The sequence below is a fragment of the Candidatus Thiothrix putei genome (assembly GCA_029972225.1).
Taxonomy (GTDB): domain Bacteria; phylum Pseudomonadota; class Gammaproteobacteria; order Thiotrichales; family Thiotrichaceae; genus Thiothrix; species Thiothrix putei.
This window is the reverse complement of the sequence record CP124756.1, coordinates 1,348,816-1,364,678: the sequence shown is the minus strand read 5'-3', so window position 1 is coordinate 1,364,678 and position 15,863 is coordinate 1,348,816. Positions and strand designations below refer to the sequence as shown.

The 15,863-nt window shown below is 52.5% G+C and carries 21 protein-coding genes and 1 tRNA gene; 6 read left to right on the top strand and 16 right to left on the bottom strand.

Annotation, left to right across the window (positions count from 1 at the left end):
- The 3 genes from QJT81_07030 to clpX are packed head-to-tail and all read left to right on the top strand — an operon-like array spanning position 1 to position 2,334.
- The gene (locus QJT81_07030; protein WGZ95734.1) at positions 1-441 is read left to right on the top strand and encodes a nitrogen fixation protein NifZ; all 441 of its coding nucleotides are present in this window, start codon (positions 1-3) and stop codon (positions 439-441) included.
- Positions 434-1,315 carry a nitrogen fixation protein NifM gene (gene nifM, locus QJT81_07025; protein WGZ95733.1) on the top strand — a complete coding sequence of 294 codons (882 nt, stop codon included), beginning with the start codon at positions 434-436 and terminating at the stop codon, positions 1,313-1,315. The genes QJT81_07030 and nifM overlap by 8 nt, the downstream gene beginning before the upstream one ends.
- Positions 1,312-2,334: an ATP-dependent Clp protease ATP-binding subunit ClpX gene (gene clpX / locus QJT81_07020; GenBank protein WGZ95732.1), complete on the top strand. Its 1,023-nt coding sequence runs from the start codon at positions 1,312-1,314 to the stop codon at positions 2,332-2,334. Before nifM ends, clpX begins: the two co-directional genes overlap by 4 nt.
- Here the strand turns inward: clpX and QJT81_07015 are convergent.
- The 11 genes from QJT81_07015 to QJT81_06965 all read right to left on the bottom strand — a co-directional run bounded on the left by QJT81_07015 (position 2,262) and on the right by QJT81_06965 (position 9,616).
- Positions 2,262-2,960 (bottom strand): SLC13 family permease, encoded by a 699-nt coding sequence (locus QJT81_07015; protein WGZ95731.1) that lies wholly within the window; start codon positions 2,958-2,960, stop codon positions 2,262-2,264. The genes clpX and QJT81_07015 overlap by 73 nt on opposite strands.
- A gap of 10 nt (positions 2,961-2,970) precedes the next feature.
- Positions 2,971-3,714, bottom strand: coding sequence for an SLC13 family permease (locus QJT81_07010; protein WGZ95730.1), 744 nt, complete (start codon positions 3,712-3,714; stop codon positions 2,971-2,973).
- 12 nt (positions 3,715-3,726) lie between these two features.
- The gene (locus QJT81_07005; GenBank protein ID WGZ95729.1) at positions 3,727-3,969 is read right to left on the bottom strand and encodes a hypothetical protein; all 243 of its coding nucleotides are present in this window, start codon (positions 3,967-3,969) and stop codon (positions 3,727-3,729) included.
- 17 nt (positions 3,970-3,986) lie between these two features.
- Positions 3,987-4,439 carry a hypothetical protein gene (locus QJT81_07000; GenBank protein WGZ95728.1) on the bottom strand — a complete coding sequence of 151 codons (453 nt, stop codon included), beginning with the start codon at positions 4,437-4,439 and terminating at the stop codon, positions 3,987-3,989.
- Positions 4,384-4,803, bottom strand: coding sequence for a hypothetical protein (locus QJT81_06995; GenBank protein WGZ95727.1), 420 nt, complete (start codon positions 4,801-4,803; stop codon positions 4,384-4,386). The genes QJT81_07000 and QJT81_06995 overlap by 56 nt, the downstream gene beginning before the upstream one ends.
- Positions 4,804-4,928: 125 nt before the next feature.
- Positions 4,929-5,004: transfer RNA gene (locus QJT81_06990), tRNA-Thr, on the bottom strand.
- 107 nt (positions 5,005-5,111) lie between these two features.
- The gene (locus QJT81_06985) at positions 5,112-6,833 is read right to left on the bottom strand and encodes a nickel-dependent hydrogenase large subunit (GenBank protein ID WGZ95726.1); all 1,722 of its coding nucleotides are present in this window, start codon (positions 6,831-6,833) and stop codon (positions 5,112-5,114) included.
- A 10-nt stretch (positions 6,834-6,843) separates the two neighbouring features.
- Positions 6,844-7,284, bottom strand: a complete 441-nt coding sequence (locus QJT81_06980; GenBank protein WGZ95725.1) for a hypothetical protein — start codon at positions 7,282-7,284, stop codon at positions 6,844-6,846.
- 37 nt (positions 7,285-7,321) lie between these two features.
- The gene (locus QJT81_06975) at positions 7,322-8,551 is read right to left on the bottom strand and encodes a (Fe-S)-binding protein (GenBank protein ID WGZ95724.1); all 1,230 of its coding nucleotides are present in this window, start codon (positions 8,549-8,551) and stop codon (positions 7,322-7,324) included.
- Positions 8,552-8,672: 121 nt separating this feature from the next.
- Entirely contained in the window at positions 8,673-9,098 is a 426-nt protein-coding gene (locus QJT81_06970) for a hydrogenase expression/formation C-terminal domain-containing protein (protein WGZ95723.1), read from the bottom strand.
- The gene (locus tag QJT81_06965; protein WGZ95722.1) at positions 9,095-9,616 is read right to left on the bottom strand and encodes a HyaD/HybD family hydrogenase maturation endopeptidase; all 522 of its coding nucleotides are present in this window, start codon (positions 9,614-9,616) and stop codon (positions 9,095-9,097) included. The genes QJT81_06970 and QJT81_06965 overlap by 4 nt, the downstream gene beginning before the upstream one ends.
- Before the next feature lie 138 nt (positions 9,617-9,754).
- Between QJT81_06965 and QJT81_06960 the strand changes: the two genes are divergently transcribed.
- A complete protein-coding gene (locus QJT81_06960; protein ID WGZ95721.1) occupies positions 9,755-10,600 on the top strand; it encodes a CHAD domain-containing protein in 846 nt (281 codons plus the stop codon).
- On the opposite strand, the gene QJT81_06955 is transcribed toward QJT81_06960, so the two are convergent.
- Complete coding sequence (locus tag QJT81_06955; protein ID WGZ95720.1) at positions 10,585-11,826, bottom strand: AI-2E family transporter; 1,242 nt, start codon at positions 11,824-11,826, stop codon at positions 10,585-10,587. The two genes, QJT81_06960 and QJT81_06955, sit on opposite strands and share 16 nt — an antisense overlap.
- A 27-nt stretch (positions 11,827-11,853) precedes the next feature.
- Between QJT81_06955 and def the strand changes: the two genes are divergently transcribed.
- Positions 11,854-12,462 carry a peptide deformylase gene (gene def, locus QJT81_06950; protein WGZ95719.1) on the top strand — a complete coding sequence of 203 codons (609 nt, stop codon included), beginning with the start codon at positions 11,854-11,856 and terminating at the stop codon, positions 12,460-12,462.
- A 13-nt stretch (positions 12,463-12,475) separates the two neighbouring features.
- A complete protein-coding gene (corA, locus tag QJT81_06945) occupies positions 12,476-13,525 on the top strand; it encodes a magnesium/cobalt transporter CorA (GenBank protein WGZ95718.1) in 1,050 nt (349 codons plus the stop codon).
- Positions 13,526-13,549: 24 nt separating this feature from the next.
- Here the strand turns inward: corA and QJT81_06940 are convergent, their stop codons facing one another.
- The 4 genes from QJT81_06940 to QJT81_06925 all read right to left on the bottom strand — a co-directional run bounded on the left by QJT81_06940 (position 13,550) and on the right by QJT81_06925 (position 15,860).
- Positions 13,550-13,966 carry a DUF1311 domain-containing protein gene (locus QJT81_06940; GenBank protein ID WGZ95717.1) on the bottom strand — a complete coding sequence of 139 codons (417 nt, stop codon included), beginning with the start codon at positions 13,964-13,966 and terminating at the stop codon, positions 13,550-13,552.
- A 26-nt stretch (positions 13,967-13,992) separates the two neighbouring features.
- Entirely contained in the window at positions 13,993-14,343 is a 351-nt protein-coding gene (locus QJT81_06935; protein ID WGZ95716.1) for a hypothetical protein, read from the bottom strand.
- A gap of 129 nt (positions 14,344-14,472) precedes the next feature.
- A complete protein-coding gene (locus QJT81_06930) occupies positions 14,473-15,117 on the bottom strand; it encodes an SPOR domain-containing protein (protein ID WGZ95715.1) in 645 nt (214 codons plus the stop codon).
- The gene (locus tag QJT81_06925; GenBank protein ID WGZ95714.1) at positions 15,102-15,860 is read right to left on the bottom strand and encodes a type III pantothenate kinase; all 759 of its coding nucleotides are present in this window, start codon (positions 15,858-15,860) and stop codon (positions 15,102-15,104) included. Before QJT81_06925 ends, QJT81_06930 begins: the two co-directional genes overlap by 16 nt.
- Between the last annotated feature and the right edge of the window lie 3 nt (positions 15,861-15,863).

Here is a 15,863-nt window from a genome sequence, read left to right as displayed (position 1 = left end):
ATGCCCCAATACGAATACGGCGCGAAAGTGCGCGTGATCCGCAACGTGCGTGACGACGGCACGTTTTACGGCGCAACCATCGGCAACCTACTTGTAAAGCGTGGCAGTGTCGGCTACGTGCGTGATGTCGGCACCTTCCTGCAAGACCAGATCATTTATTCAGTGCACTTCCTCGACGAACAAAAAACCGTCGGTTGCCGTGAAGAAGAGCTGATCGGCGGCGACGACCCATGGGAACCCAGCCTCTACCAATTCCGCGACAAAGTAACCACTAAAGTCACCCTCGCCATCGAAGGCGAAGTCATCGCCAACCCCGGCGATGTCGGCGAAATCCTCAAAGTGATCAGTGGCTTGCCGACAGGTTTCGCCTACCATGTACGCTTCCCCGGACGCACGCTGCAAGTCCCCGAAAAGCTGCTGGAGGAAGTCCCCGATGCCTAACCTAAGTTTCGCCATCATGGGCAAGCCGCCCGCCTACCGCTACCACCTGCTGCGCAATGCGCTGGAAGCCTTCCAGAAAAACCTGCCGCATCTGGACGAAAAAGAATTCAACCGTGTCTGCCAACGTGCCGACCGCAGTTTCCACCTCGAATCACTCGCCTTACAAAGCCCCGAAGCCAGCCAAATCCTCATCCAGCCGGAACGGGTCGACATGGCACTGCAAGAAATCGCCGACCGTTACCCCAACGACGAAGACTTCACCATCGACCTCAGCCAGAACGGTTTAACCCCCGACACCCTGCGCCAAGCCCTGCAACGCGAATTGCTGTTCGACGGCATCCTGCAAAAAATCGCCGCCCGCAGCATCACCGTCGGCGACATCGACGTACAGCTCTATTACGAGATGAACCGCGAGCGTTTCATGCAGCCGGAAACGCGACTGGTGCGGCAAATCCTCATCACCGTCAACAACGATTACGCCGAAAACCAGTACGACACCGTGCTGCAACGCATCCGCAGCATTGCCGCCGAAGCTACCGGCAATGCCAAACAATTCGGCAAGCTGGCACGCCAATATTCGGAATGCCCGACCGCAATGGAAGGCGGCAAGCTCGGCAACCTGCCCTACGGCAAACTCTACCCACAACTCGATGCCGCCCTGTTCGCCCTGAATGCGGGGCAAGTCAGCGCCCCCATCGAAACCGAACTCGGCTTCCACCTGTTGCTGTGCGAACACATCTACCCCGCGCAACAAGTGTCTCTGACCAAAGCCAAAGCGCAAATCCGTACCCAGTTGCAAGAACGCGCCCAGCGCAACTGCCAGAAAGAATGGTTAAAGCAATTGCAAGCCACCACCCCGGAGGTATCCCCATGAGCGATAAAACAGCCGCCTGTTCCTTCTGCGGACAAGAGCAAACCGCGCACATCCCGCTGATTGCCGGGATGAACGGACACATTTGCGAAGCCTGCGTGCGCCTTGCCCACCAAGTCATCAGCACTTGGACACGCCGTAGAGACGCAAAATTTTGCGTCTCTACCACCCCGCCACCCAAACCGCTGCAAATCAAAGCGATCCTCGACGGTTACGTGATCGGGCAAGACACCGCCAAAGAAACCCTCGCCGTCGCGGTTTACAACCATTTCAAACGCCTGAATCTGGAAACCGACAAGCCGCGCATCTGCACCCGCACCGACAAATCGGTGGTCGAACTCGACAAATCCAACATCCTGCTACTAGAGCCTTCCGGCACCGGTAAAACCCTGCTGGCCAGCACCTTGGCGCGGATCGTGGGCGTACCGTTCGTCATCGCCGATGCCACCACGCTAACCCAAGCGGGCTACGTCGGTGAAGACGTGGAAAGCATCATTGCCCGCCTGCTCGACAGTGCCGACGGCAACAAGGAACTGGCGGAATGGGGCATCGTTTACATCGACGAAATCGACAAACTCGCCCGCAGCGGTGAAAACTCGCACGGAACCCGCGATGTCGGCGGCGAAGGCGTGCAACAAGCCCTGCTGAAACTGGTCGAAGGCACAACCGTCAAAGTCCCCGCCAAAGGTCGCAAAGACCAAGCCCCGGTAATGCTCGACACGCGCAATATCCTGTTCATCGTCGGCGGCGCATTCTCCGGCTTGGAAAAACTGCTGGAAAAACGCCTCAAACCGGGTGCAAAAGGCATCGGTTTCCACTCCACGCACACGCCGGATGACCCCAAAGCCGACAAGCTGCGCCTGTTCAGCGAAGTGCAGCCGGAAGACTTGCGCCATTTCGGATTAATCCCCGAATTCATCGGACGTTTCCCGGTTCGGAATCACAACGGTCATAACCACAAAATCACCGGAATAACCGCACACCCCGCCAATAGGCTCATCGGCAAACCCAAGCGCAGGTAATCCCACATCCGGTAGCCACCAGGCCCGAACACCATCAGATTAGTCTGGTAGCCGATGGGAGTGATAAAGCTGGCAGATGCCGCAAACATAATCGCCACAGCGAATGGCATCAGGCTGCCCCCCAACTCTGTCGCCAGCGCACTGCCTATCGGAAACATTAGAACAGCAGCGGCATTATTAGTGATCAGTTCTGTAAAAATGACCGTCATCACATAAACCATCACCAAGGCAAGCAACGGGGATGCTACCCAGCCCAGAACCAGGGTTTCCGCCAGCCATTGTGCCGCCCCTGTCTTGGTCATGGCATCACCCAGCGCGAACGATGCGCCAATCACGGTCAACACGGTGAAATCCACCGAGCGCCGCGCCCGCCCGGCATTCAGGCATCCGCTCAGCAACATCACCCCCGCAGCCAGCCACGCCGCTTGCAGGATCGGAATGATCCCGAACGCGCTGAGCGCCACCATCGCCACTAAAATTGCCAAAGCCAAACGTGTTTTCTGGAAGTTGGGCGGGCTGGAATCCTCCAGCGCACTCACCAGCAGGAAGTCCTTGCGGAAACCGTACTGCTTAGCAAACTCCTTACCTGCTTCCATCAACAAGGTATCCCCTACCTGTAACCGCACGCCCAACCCCTTATGCCAGATAGCCGTAACCGAGGTTGACCAGCCCAGCAACCGCCAGCGTTTGCCCCACCAATACGCTGCCCTTTTCCACGCACATTTCCACATGGTATTCACGTACTTTGTCGAGGTTGTCGGTAACCCCGGCACTGTCAGGCAGCAAGCGGTTGCCAAACAGCAGCAGGAATGTGCTTCCCACCAGCAGCAGACTTAACCCTACCCAAGTCATGTCAAACATGCCCAGCCCCTCATGCCCGCCTTTTTGCAGTAGGCCGTTGACCACCAAGTTAGTGCTGGTACCAATCAGGGTGCAAGTCCCACCCATGATGGCAATGTAACTAAGGGGTAGCAGCAATTTGGAGGGGGGCAGTTTCAGGCGTTTGCCCCAGTCCTGCACCGCCGGGATCAGCATCGCCACCACAGTGGTATTGTTGAGGAAAGCACTCAAACCAGCGGTTGGCAGCAACAGGCGCAATTGCGCCCCGCGCACACTGGAGGGTTGCCCCAGCAAGCGGCGCGTGATGCACTGGATTGCCCCGGTTTCACGCAGACCGGCTGCCACAATATACAATGCCGCAATCGTCATCAGCCCGGTATTGGCAAACCCGGCAAAGGCTTCATCCGGTTGCAGGATGCCTGTCACCATCAGGATGATGAGGGCAGCCATCAATATCAGATCAGGTGCAATCCGCGACAATGCCAGAAACCCCAGTACGCCCAGTACCAGCACAATAGCCAGAATACCTTCCCAACCCATGATTGCCTCCCTTTAACAAACCGTCTCTGCACCAACGGTATTGATTGGATTGAAACTCTCCTTTTGTTTATTACTGGGAACTCGCAAGTGGGGTGCGTATGATCCCGCCACAAACTGGGCAATGAGGATCACGCGGCAATTTGAATCCCATCCACTCCCGTCAAACAACAATACCCGCCCTGTCAGCGTTTCACCACTGCCAACAATTAGCTTGATGGTTTCCAGTGCCTGCATACTGCCTAAAATCACTGCCATTAAGTTAAGCCCATAGCTCAAAAACAATGCTTCTTTTTGCGTTTATGGTAATTGAGCAAGCGATGGGCGGAGGACTGCTGGCGGGGAGGGTTTCTGCCTTTCCGGTCAGCATTGGGGCTTTGCAGGAACAGTGCCGTCATTTTCTTCAGCAGTTTGTGACTGCTGATGCTGCTGTTGAGTAGGTCGAACGCTTGGTTCTTGATGATATTGAACGCCATGCCCCGATTGACCGTTTGTCGGTGTTGGGTGTAATGCCCCAGCGCAGGTGGTATAGCGCCTTGAATTTGGCTGTCAGCACCTTCGCCCTTGAGCATGGCGCGGGCGGTGGCGAAGGAGGCGGCAGAACAGCGGATGGCAAAGGCGCGTTGCTGTTGGGTCAGTTCCGCCAACAATTCGTAGGAGGCATAGTTGCGGTCAAACGTCAGCCGACGCCGTGTGTGGGAGGTGCTGGATCGCCAAGTCCACTTCATACGCATCGCCCCGTGTCAGGGTAGCATCGACGGCTACCCGGTTGAGGACATCGTACAACACCGAGGCCAAGCCCATCGCGTGTTTCCCTTCGATGACCGCCTCTTTACCTTTGATCGAATAACGGTGCGTACCAAACACCATGCCCATCTCATCGGTATCCGGCAAGCGAATTTTGGAGCCATCCACGCCCAATATCCGGTAGCCCCAGAAGGTTTGGTACACGCCATCACCGTACATTACCTCCACCACCGCAGTCTGGTTCAGCTCAATGAAGGCGGTATGCCGCAGTTTATGCCGTGCTTGCGTGTAGGCACTGGCAGTCACTGACTCCACTCCGGCTGCCTGCATCGCTTCATTCACCATACTTTGCAGCGGTCACTCAACTTGGCGATATGGGGGCTTAACTTAATGGCAGTGGTGGTGTAGATGCAGTATTTGCCCGATCACCAGTCAACATCAAGAGATGAAGACTGGCTCGAACTGTAATTTGGTGCCGGCACCACGAATCGAACGCGGGACCTACTGATTACAAGTCAGTTGCTCTACCAACTGAGCTACGCCGGCTTGGGAGACGCGAATATTATAGAATCATTTCAGACGATGCAACTATTTTTTTGTGCACTTACTGCTCTAATCTATGAGCGTTCTCGTAGCACCGACCAACGGTATTATTACTGTACATTCACCTTAATCAATTCCTCCCCATCCGGGTCAGTCACATGCACCGCGCAGGCAATGCACGGGTCAAAACTATGGATGGTGCGCAAAATCTCCACCGGCTGCTTCGGATCATACAACACATGGCCTTGCAACGACGCTTCATACGCCCCAGCCTGATTCTGCACGTCACGCGGCCCCGCATTCCAGGTACTCGGAACGACAGCCTGATAGTTGGCAATCTTCTGATCCTTAATCACAATCCAATGCGCCAGCGCACCACGCGGGGCTTCCATATAACCCACACCCTGCGCTTTGGAAGGCCAGCTTGACGGCTCCCACAAAGTCTCGTTGAAGGTTTTGGTATCGCCCGCCTTGATATTGGCAATCAAATGATCGAACCATGTTTGCATTTTGTCGGCGATGATTTTGGTTTCCAGCGTGCGGGCAGCCGTGCGCCCCAAGGTGGAATACAGCGCATCCACCGGCACATCCAGATATTTCAGGGTGTAATCAACCAACGATTTGGTGTGTTCGTGCCCGGTGGCATACAACATCAGTACACGTGCCAATGGTCCCACTTCGACCGCCTGCCCTTTCCAGCGCGGCGATTTCATCCACGAATACGACTGATCGACTTCCAGTTGCTTATACGGCGGTTTCGGGCCGGTGTAATTCAGCTCGGTTTCGCCCGCATACGGATGCAAACCTTTGTCCTTACCCTCGCTGTAGTCGTACCAAGAATGCGCGACGAATTCCTGAATCTGGTCTTCAGCATTCAAATCCACCGGATGGATTTTCGACAAGTCGCGGTTAAGAATCACTCCAGAAGGAATCAGGAACGACGCGGGGTCATCCATGCCTTTTTCAGGAAAGTCGCCGTAAGTCATGAAATTACCCAAGCCTTCGCCCTGCTTGAACCAATCCTTGTAAAAACTGGCAATCGCCAGCGTATCCGGCACGTAAACCTGATCGACGAATACCTGCATTTTCTTGATGATGTCCTGCACTTGCGACAGGCGTTTCATATTGAGGGCGGAATCGGAATTCAGATCAATCGGGCAAGGCACGCCGCCGACGAGGAAGTTAGGGTGCGGATTTTTACCACCGAAAATGGTGTGCAATTTCACCACATCGCGTTGCCATGCAAGGGCTTCGAGGTAGTGCGACACTGCCATCAAGTTGGCTTCAGGTGGCAGTTTGTAAGCCGGATGCCCCCAATACGCCTTGGCAAAAATACCCAACTGCCCCGCTTCGACAAACTTTTTCAGCTTGGCTTGCTGGTCAGCAAAATAACCGGCGGAAGAATTCGGCCAGCTTGGGGAAATCTTTTGCGCCAACTCAGACGTGGCTTTGGGGTCGGCACTAAGTGCGGACACCACATCCACCCAATCGAGTGCGTGCAAATGGTAGAAATGCATCACATGGTCATGCACGTATTGCGCCGCGATCATCAGGTTGCGGATCAGTTGCGCATTGGGCGGAATGCTGTAATTCAGCGCATCTTCCACCGAGCGCACCGAGGCAATGCCATGCACCAGCGTACACACACCGCAAATGCGTTGCGCATACGCCCATGCATCACGCGGGTCACGCCCACGCAGGATGATTTCGATACCGCGCACCATAGTCCCGGCGGAATACGCCTGTTCGATGGTGTTGCCATTCATTTGCGCTTCGATGCGTAAGTGGCCTTCGATGCGGGTGATAGGGTCGACAACGACACGTTCAGTCATTTTAGTATCCTCAAATGTCGTTCAGGAATTGCTCAAGGAGGCGGTACTGGGCTTCGTTTTCCTCGTGCATGGATTCATCGGAGGCATCAATGTGCCCACAAGTACGTGCCATCCGTGCATTGACTGCGGCTTCCCACGCGGGGGCTTTGGCCTGCTTGTCGGGGGCAACTAAGGCGGTAGCCGCACGGGCGACGAAATAGCCTGCTTGTGCTTGCCAATCGCTGTCCGAACCGCACCGGGTATGGCTGTCGAGCGCGGCAGCTTTGGCTTGCTTGAATGCCACAGCGAGTTCGTCAGCAGTGGTGTCTTCGTTGGCAGCAGCGTCTACCGCTTTGGTGACGGCGGGGTTGAGTGCCAACACATTGCGCACGAAAGCTGCACCAACACGGCGTTGCTGCGCCAGCCCCAACTTATCGAGTGCCTGTTTGAAATCGGTATCTTGGGTGATCATGTTGCACCTCCTTTCGCATCAGGAAGAGAAATCCCCCCTAACCCCCCTTTTTCAAAGGGGGGAACTGGATTCGTGGCATATCTTCTCTTGCCTCCCCCTTTGCAAAAGGGGGATTGAGGGGGATTTTCTTCAAATGTTCCGCAATCATTTCAGTCAAGCCCAACACCGGGATGTCCATCTGGTTAACTTCCATGCCTTCTTCCAACTGGATGCGGCAGTTGGCGCACGCCGTTACCAGCGTATCTACATGCAGTTCGTCCAGTTGCTTTTTCTTACGCTGGAAGGCTTTAAGCTTGACCTCTTCGGCATCTTCGTTGGCACTCACGCCGCCGCCAGCGCCGCAACACCAGTTAAGCGTGCCGTGATCTGCCATTTCCACGAAGTTTTTCGCCACCATATTCAGCAAGTTGCGCGGCTGTTCGACCACACCGCCACGGCGTACCAATTGGCAGGGGTCGTGGAAGGTGAGTTTGGATTCCTCGAAGCCTTCGGTTTGCAGCAAACCTTCTGCCCGCAACTCATCCAGCACTTCGACGATATGTTTGGCGGCAAAGGTGTAAGGGCGACCGATTAGATTGGGCCCTTCCCAACGCAGTGCGGTGTAAGCGTGACCGCATTCGGGGCTGATCACCGTTTTGACTTTGAGCTTTTCGGCAGCAGCCACGACCCGGCTCACCAGTTCCCGTGCAATGTCGGATGAACCGATTTGAATGCCGGAATTAGTGGCTTCAAAGCATTCACTGCTCAACGTCCAGGTTTTGCCTGCATTGGTGAGGATTTTGGCAACTGCCCCCAAGTATTCGGGGTAGTTCATGATTTCCATCGACGACAGCATCAGCAAATATTCCGCGCCTTCTTGGTCAAACGGCACAGTCAACCCACTGGATTTTTCCAGATGGCGCACTTGGGCTTGCAAGGCGGGGAGTTTGCCCCCCATCGGGCTGCCGATTTGCACCGCACGGGTGGATGCGCCAATCAAGCCTTCGGGCGCGTGCCCCGAAGCCACCATACCTTCGCGCATCCGGCGGATCATGTAGGTAATGTCATTCCCCACCGGGCAAATCAAGGTGCAACGTCCGCACAACGAGCAGTTGTTGTAAACCAGCTCCTGCCATTCGGCGAGTTCGGCATCGGTAACGGGTTTGCTTAAACCCAGCTTGGCTTTGAGCTTGCCGATCAGGGTGTATTCCTGTTCCCACACACGCCGCAACGGTTCGAGTTTGTAGATCGGCGTAAAGCGTGGCTCAGGGTTTTCGGTGTAGAACAAGCAGGCTTCCGCTCACATCCCGCACGACACGCAGGAGCTGAAGAAACTTGCCATGGTAATCCAGCGAAATCGCATCGAAGATCAGCCCTTCGAGACTGGGGCTGTGCGAGCGGGTTAGGGATTAGGTGTTTGCATCCTCATTTGTGTCTTCCTCCATCGCCAGAATCGTGGTCATGGCTGCCAAGCCTTCCTTAATATCGTCGCATTGGGAACGCAGGATTTCCGGCACATGCCCTATTTCGATGAAATAACCGATACGTTTGTCGTTGCCGTCAAAGTGTTCAATGCGCCAGACACCCGCGTAGCCGCTTTCGCGTAAACGGGTTTTGCCCAGCACATTCAGGGTAAGGTCGATTTCGCCTTCCCCTAAAAATTCGTCGAGTTCAGCATATTCCTGTGGGGAAAAGGGCAAGCTGTGTAAGTCGATCATGCCGTGAGTGCCGTGCGCGATTAACTCGCTAAGTGCATGGCGGATTTCGTGCAGCACCGGACGTAAATTGCCTGTGGCAATGCTGGCAGCATGAACAGGAATATCATTTAAACTCATTTAGCTATCTCCAACTTGGGTACTTGATGGGGAGTACGAAGGTAGCAAGGTGGATACGCCTCGAACTCCCATTTTTGTAAAACATTAGCCGCCAAACGGCCTGCCAGTGGAATATTATGTTTAACTTTCAGGGTAGGCTCCTCGCCCCACGCGAATGATTGGTACTGAATACCCACCAAAGCGCGACGTTTAGGCAAATGCCCTGTTAAACGTGCAATGTCCATTAAATCCAACAAACCCACCTCATGGGCACTGTGCTTAGCTGTACCCAAAAAATGATCCATCTCCTCATCTTCGTAGCAGCAAAGCGTGCCGGGCGGGGCGTGTAACTCCACCGCATCTAACACCAATAAATGCTCATGTTCTTCAATCTCACTAGCAAGAGTAAAACTTAACGTTCCACCATCTAGATAGGTAACATCTGGAAATAGTGGAAAAAACTTCCGCATAAAGTTAAGCACATGAATGCCAATGCCTTCATCTCGCAATAAACTATTACCAATACCTAGTACCAACATAATTTTCACTTATCTTCTAGATTGCCATATGTACCATTGTGAATACTTTCGATGATAGACGCTTGACATTGGTCAATACAAGCGGGCATCAAGCCGGTAAGATTAGAAAACCTTGACCTGAATTAGGAAAAACGGCTTGTGTCTGACACTCACGATACAAATATGGACGCTTTCACTATCAACGCCTTACAGGAACGCATCGATAACTACCTGCAACTTGCGGCACAAGTGAGGGTGGATGATTCCCCTGATACCATTCACGATTTCCGTATTGCATCCCGTAGCGTGTTGGCTGTAGAGCCGTTACTACGTGCCACTAGCAAGACCAGAAAATGGCGCAAGCCGATGAGCCGCTGGCTGAAAGCCCTAAACCAGTTACGTGACCTGCAAGTCATGCAGGAGCGGCTAGGTAAAAACCCGGAATTAAACCGGGAACTGGAAGCGGGCATCCAAGCAGAATTATGGGCATGGGGAGTTCTGCGCCCCAAAATTGCCGATAAGGCTTTCAGAAAACGTCTAGCAGCTTCACTCGAACATTTTTTTCAGCATTGTGAGAACCATCCTGGCTATTTTACGGTGACAGCCTTAGCGCTATGGTGGAAAACACTGGGAAAAGTTCAAGCTCGCCTTGCTGCCGTCAAGCAAGATGAACCCGCCACACTTCACCGCTTGAGGATAGCCGTCAAAAACCTGCGCTATCTGGTCAATACTTTGCGGCATATCGGCGCTATTCCAACGGATGCAAATGCCGGACTGAAGCACTGGCATGACCTACTAGGCGATATTCAAGACAGGCAAGTGGCAGAAAGCTGGCTGGATAGCAACAGAGCTGACCGGGCATTATCTATCCAGCAACTAGCGGAATCAGCAGCTTTATGTACACAATTCAAGGAAGAGCAATACCAGTTTCAGAGCATTCTGATTCGACTGGATGCCACCGTCACTACCCACCTGATAGCAATCGACCATCAGCGATCCCGGTAACGAATAGCATGACCAAACAAGTAGATGCAGACCGGCAAACCTAAAATCAACCCCCAAATATGGAACAACTTGCCGCCCACCGTCAGAATAATCAGCACGATCACCGGATTCACCCGCAACCGCGCCCCGTAAATCAGTGGATTGAGGATGTAACCCTCCACCAAATGAATGATCGTAATCATCGCCACGCTCAATAGCATCAAATTCAGTCCTCCCGTATTTAATGCAATCAAACAAATCGGAATCGAGCTAATGAACACACCAGCTACTGGCACAAAGCTAAACAAAAACACCAACACGGAAAGGAACGCCATGTGTTCTCCCATTCCCAACACATGCAACCCAATCGCCGTCAATAGCGTATTCACACACGCAATGTAAAACTGTGCCTGCATCGCGTGTCCTAACACCTTACCAAATTGGTAAATATTGTCAGCCACCTCCACGTAAATGAAACGCAAACGGGTGTTTTCCAAGTCACGCACACTGGCAGCCAGATGCGGCAAATCCAACACAATCAGGAATGCAAACAGCAAAGCCAGTAAAAAAGTCGTCAAAAGAGCTAATGCCTGACGACTCACATTGGTTAACTGATCCAGTGCTACCTTGACCGCTTCGCGACCATCAACGGACTTCTCTTTTCCAGTCAGCAAACCGATTAACAACCCCGTTGGTGAGTCCCGAAATGCCCGTTGCACTGGCGGTTCTACACTATTAGTGACGACTGAGCCATTCTGTACAGGTACAGCCCATTCTGGAGATGTCGATGTAGACTGCTGTGCAGGTAAACGCCTTAGTTCCGGGATAGCCTCTTGCAATAAGGGGTAACGCTCAGCCAAGTCCAATACCTCGGTATCAATGCGCTCCATATACCCGAAAAAACTTTTCGCAAAGCCAGTTGCCTGTTGATAGACCTGCGGAGCAAGAAACAAGCTAACCGTGATAATGGCACCGAGAAACAAAGAACCCACCAACACAACCATAGGCACACGTAGCCAACGCATCCGCCGGGTCAATACATCCACAATGCCTGATTGTAGATAAGCAAACACAAATGTCAGAAAAATCAGAGCAAAAAAAGAACTAAGCAACGTCAGCAAACCAAAGATGATTCCCCACACCAACAAGCGACTGAGCATGGGTAACACATGCTCCCAACGCACTCGCGGCTGTCGTGGAATCGGGCTGGGCAACAACCCCGCATTATTGTCATTATTCGGTAGCATCCATCAGTTCTCGGCAATGGTGAAGCGATGCATTATACCACTATCGTGTTAAAGTATCGTGGCATCGCTATCATCACCAGACAGACGCTTATGCTCGAAACACGCACCCTTGCCATCGCCACTCATGACGCTCCTATCCTGCATCAACGTGCACAAGAAGTGGTCGACATACAGGTTCATGCCATCCAAACCTTGCTGGATGAGATGCTAACAACCATGCAAGCTGCTAATGGTGTTGGAATTGCGGCTCCCCAAGTGTTTGTTCCCTTACGTATAATCATTGTTGCCTCGCAGCCCAATAAACGTTACCCCGACGCGCCTTTCATGGAACCTATTGCGATGATCAACCCGGAAATCCTCTGGCAATCAGACACCACTTGCAGCGGCTGGGAAGGCTGTTTGAGCGTACCCGACACACGGGCGCAGGTAAAACGTGCCGAACGCTTGCGCATCCGCTACTGGACACGCACGGGAGAGCAGGTGGAAGCGGAATACAGCGGATTCGTCGCACGAATCATCCAGCACGAATGTGATCATCTGGATGGCATCTTATTCCCAGAACGTTTGGCAGACCCCACCGAAACCGTCAGCGAGGCTGTGTTTCAGCAAATGGAAACCATGCGTCTAGCGCATTAAGGATCACAGCAGCATGGAAACCTTCGGCAAACGCTACCATCCCCCCGGCACACCACCGGGTACGCTAACCCGGCACACCACAAGCGATACCACTCATATCCGCCTGTTTGAATACGACGGTGAAAACTTCAGCGAAACGCATTCCCCCACACAGCAGCAGTGCCAAGACGCGCAACAAAACACCTTGGTCGATTGGCTGGATGTCACCGGCGTGAACGATCCGATTGCTATCCGTGAATTGGGGGAAACCTTTGGGCTACACCCCTTGGCACTGGAAGATATTCTCAATAGCGGACAACGCCCCAAAATCGACTTCCACGAACAACACGCTTTTCTGATCCTCAACCTGCCCCACCTGATTGAGGATGATATTGTATTGGAACAAGTCAGCGTATTCGTCGGTAATGGGCATTTGCTGAGCTTTTGCAGCGGCGATGGGGCGGCCTTTGAGCCAGTACGCCAACGCCTGCGACAAGGTTTCGGGCGTATTCGTACCCGTGGCGTGGATTACTTGCTGTACGCACTGGTGGACGTGGTGATCGACTCCGCGTTCCCACTGCTAGAAGATATTGGGGAGCAAATTGAAGTGTTGGAAGATCGGGTGTTGGAAAACCCTGATAAAGCCATACTCAACACCCTGCATCAACTCAAGCGTGACCTATTGCTATTACGCCGTGCCTTATGGCCACAACGTGAAGTCATTAGCCGCTTGATTCAACACGATGCAGAATTAGTCAATGCCGCCATGCGCCCGTATTTTAGCGACTGTTACGACCATGCCGTACAAATCATCGACCTGATCGAAACCTACCGCGAAATGCTCAGCGGCATGTTGGATATTTACCTGTCCAGCCTGAGCAATCACATGAACGACATCATGCGTGTACTCACCGTGGTCGGAACTATTTTCATTCCACTGACTTTCATCGTCGGGGTTTACGGCATGAATTTTGACTATATGCCCGAACTACAGTGGCGCTCTGGCTATTTCATCGTCTGGGGGATCATGATTTTACTCGCTATTGGGATGTTGTTAGCTTTCAAATGGCGTAAATGGTTGTAAGTAGGAGTACAAACACCACAATAATTACTGCGCCCCTTCCTCCAACAAATCCACATAATCTTGCAGGGCAACTACCCGTGCCTTGACGACATCAGCACGTTCACCTGCCATCACGGCAATCCACATGGTGCCATCCATTTGCGCGTGGATTGCATTAATTAACTCAAATTCCTTATCACGCTGTACAATCCATGCGCGTTGGGCTTGTTTGAGCGCATCCTGAGCGGCTGGTTTGAGTTTACCTTGCAAGGCTTTATAAACACGATTCAGTTCAGTATCCCAATCCTTTTCTGCACGGCTGAAACATTCCAACATCCCCGCCGTCGAATCGTTGGTGCTAAGGCAACTCTCTGTGGTCAGATCAATCGTATGCTGGGTCGTTTTTGCCTGCACCGGCAGCGTAAGAACCCAAGCACAAGCAAACACTAAAATGTATCGCATCAGACAGCCTCCCGGAATAATCCAACTTACATATACAACACCAGTTTGGCATAAGCATAGACGCAGCCTAGTAAAGCTGCCAGTGGAATCCCTGCTGCACCCAACACTAACCACAACACCAAGCGCCCAAAGGACGATTCCTGAAACCAGAAACGCGTCAAGGTGTAAATAGCAATGAGCAACAGTTCAATCAATGCCGTACCCATGATCAATACCAGCACCAGATCAACCGTTTCAGTATAACCACTCAATACCAACGAACCGACCAACGAAAAGCCGTAGCTGATGAAATAACCCGGTATTAGTAATGACAACCACCCCAACCAAAACAATGACTGCTGCCAAACAGTATAATTTGGCGTCTCAATTTTGACCATAACACCCACCCTTCTCACGCAAAGGACTCAAACACATCCAAAGCATTTATATAGGCTAGGCTTAATAATATTGCCGTGAGACCGTTATATCCGGTCGAATTTTACTGATAAAATCCCACAAACAGGGAGTTAGCGACAAGCGCGTGGAATACGCTGTACCTCAGAAGTAGCATCTACCGCCGCGCTCCATGCTTGCACGGGTGCATCGTTGCCAAAAGGCTCATCATAATCCACCCAAAATACCTCACGGGGAGCTTGCTGTTCGGTGTACTGCGCGTCATACCCTAGATAGCGGATATATTCAGCATGACGTTTGGCTTTATTTAAGTTATTGAAGAAACCCAGAGAAATGGCATTTTGATAGGGCCCTTGTGTGAGAATTTGCACGTCGCGAACATCATTTTTCACAATATCTTGCGCAATCTTTTCAGCCTCTGCGTAAGCAGCCACTGGGGGAATGTATACCAAAAAGTTTAGCGTTTCCATGCTACGCATTTTGCGTATCGATACCGCAAGACCAAAAGCACGTACCTTACCTGCCACTAATTGTGCTGCTTTTTCACTATTGTAGGGGCCGATACTGTAACAACTGCTTTGTATACCTGCCGAGGTACTGCTATACACTACCTCATCGACATCTTGACGCAACTCCAGCGGCGGAATGTTTGGTTCCACCAATACCGGACGAAATTCACGAACATCCGGCGACAACACTACATTCCAAGTCAATATTGATACGTTCAGGAATAACAGCGCAATCAGCAACTGGTACATGCTTCCTGCTCCGTAATATAGGCTAACCCCTGCATCAACAAGTCTGGTTGCAGTAGATAATCACCCGGCAACCATGAACGCAAATACTCAGCATCCCCCCCCGTTAATACCCTTACCGCAGGAGACGGCAAAGCCTGTTGCATCCGCGAACAAATTCCCTCAATCGCCCCCACTAAACCAAATAAGCAACCACTACCGATAGCCCTCCCGGTACTGTCTGCAAAAATGTTAGGTTGTGCAAATGACAAACTAAGTCTGCCCTGCGCACGCGCAATCAGAGCCTCAGCAGACAATTGCAATCCGGGCAGAATCAAGCCCCCCAAATGCCGCCCGTCACGACTAACGGCATCCACCGTGATCGCAGTGCCGCAATCAATCACAATGCTGGCCTCTCCCCCCGCTAAACGATGCGCTGCCACTAAACCCACAAAACGGTCAGCTCCCAAGGCACTAGGCTGTTGGTAGCCATTGACAATGCCATAAGCACACGACACAGAACGCACACTGTGTAAATGGATACCGCGTTGTTCGCAAGCCACTTGCACACTCTCAGCAAACAAGTGCGTTAAAACATGCACCAACGTGATATGTGCCACCTGCGGATAAGCATCCAGTAAATCTAAAAAAACACTCAATGCAGGGCGATCACCATACGCCCATGCCTGCTGGGTAGACAGATTACCCGCAGTATCAAGCTCCGACCATTTCAGGCGTGAGTTGCCCGCATCTACCAGCAAAACCATTAC

Coding starts and splice junctions, on each gene's coding strand:
- QJT81_06925 (WGZ95714.1), bottom strand. CDS start 15,860: ATGGTTTTGCTGGTAGATGCGGGCAACTCACGCCTGAAATGGTCGGAG.
- QJT81_07030 (WGZ95734.1), top strand. CDS start 1: ATGCCCCAATACGAATACGGCGCGAAAGTGCGCGTGATCCGCAACGTG.
- clpX (WGZ95732.1), top strand. CDS start 1,312: ATGAGCGATAAAACAGCCGCCTGTTCCTTCTGCGGACAAGAGCAAACC.
- QJT81_07005 (WGZ95729.1), bottom strand. CDS start 3,969: ATGGCAGTGATTTTAGGCAGTATGCAGGCACTGGAAACCATCAAGCTA.
- nifM (WGZ95733.1), top strand. CDS start 434: ATGCCTAACCTAAGTTTCGCCATCATGGGCAAGCCGCCCGCCTACCGC.
- QJT81_06955 (WGZ95720.1), bottom strand. CDS start 11,826: ATGCTACCGAATAATGACAATAATGCGGGGTTGTTGCCCAGCCCGATT.
- QJT81_06935 (WGZ95716.1), bottom strand. CDS start 14,343: ATGGTCAAAATTGAGACGCCAAATTATACTGTTTGGCAGCAGTCATTG.
- QJT81_06930 (WGZ95715.1), bottom strand. CDS start 15,117: ATGTACCAGTTGCTGATTGCGCTGTTATTCCTGAACGTATCAATATTG.
- QJT81_07010 (WGZ95730.1), bottom strand. CDS start 3,714: ATGGGTTGGGAAGGTATTCTGGCTATTGTGCTGGTACTGGGCGTACTG.
- QJT81_06965 (WGZ95722.1), bottom strand. CDS start 9,616: ATGTTGGTACTAGGTATTGGTAATAGTTTATTGCGAGATGAAGGCATT.
- def (WGZ95719.1), top strand. CDS start 11,854: ATGCATTATACCACTATCGTGTTAAAGTATCGTGGCATCGCTATCATC.
- QJT81_06970 (WGZ95723.1), bottom strand. CDS start 9,098: ATGAGTTTAAATGATATTCCTGTTCATGCTGCCAGCATTGCCACAGGC.
- QJT81_06980 (WGZ95725.1), bottom strand. CDS start 7,284: ATGATCACCCAAGATACCGATTTCAAACAGGCACTCGATAAGTTGGGG.
- QJT81_06995 (WGZ95727.1), bottom strand. CDS start 4,803: ATGGTGAATGAAGCGATGCAGGCAGCCGGAGTGGAGTCAGTGACTGCC.
- corA (WGZ95718.1), top strand. CDS start 12,476: ATGGAAACCTTCGGCAAACGCTACCATCCCCCCGGCACACCACCGGGT.
- QJT81_06940 (WGZ95717.1), bottom strand. CDS start 13,966: ATGCGATACATTTTAGTGTTTGCTTGTGCTTGGGTTCTTACGCTGCCG.
- QJT81_06985 (WGZ95726.1), bottom strand. CDS start 6,833: ATGACTGAACGTGTCGTTGTCGACCCTATCACCCGCATCGAAGGCCAC.
- QJT81_07000 (WGZ95728.1), bottom strand. CDS start 4,439: ATGAAGTGGACTTGGCGATCCAGCACCTCCCACACACGGCGTCGGCTG.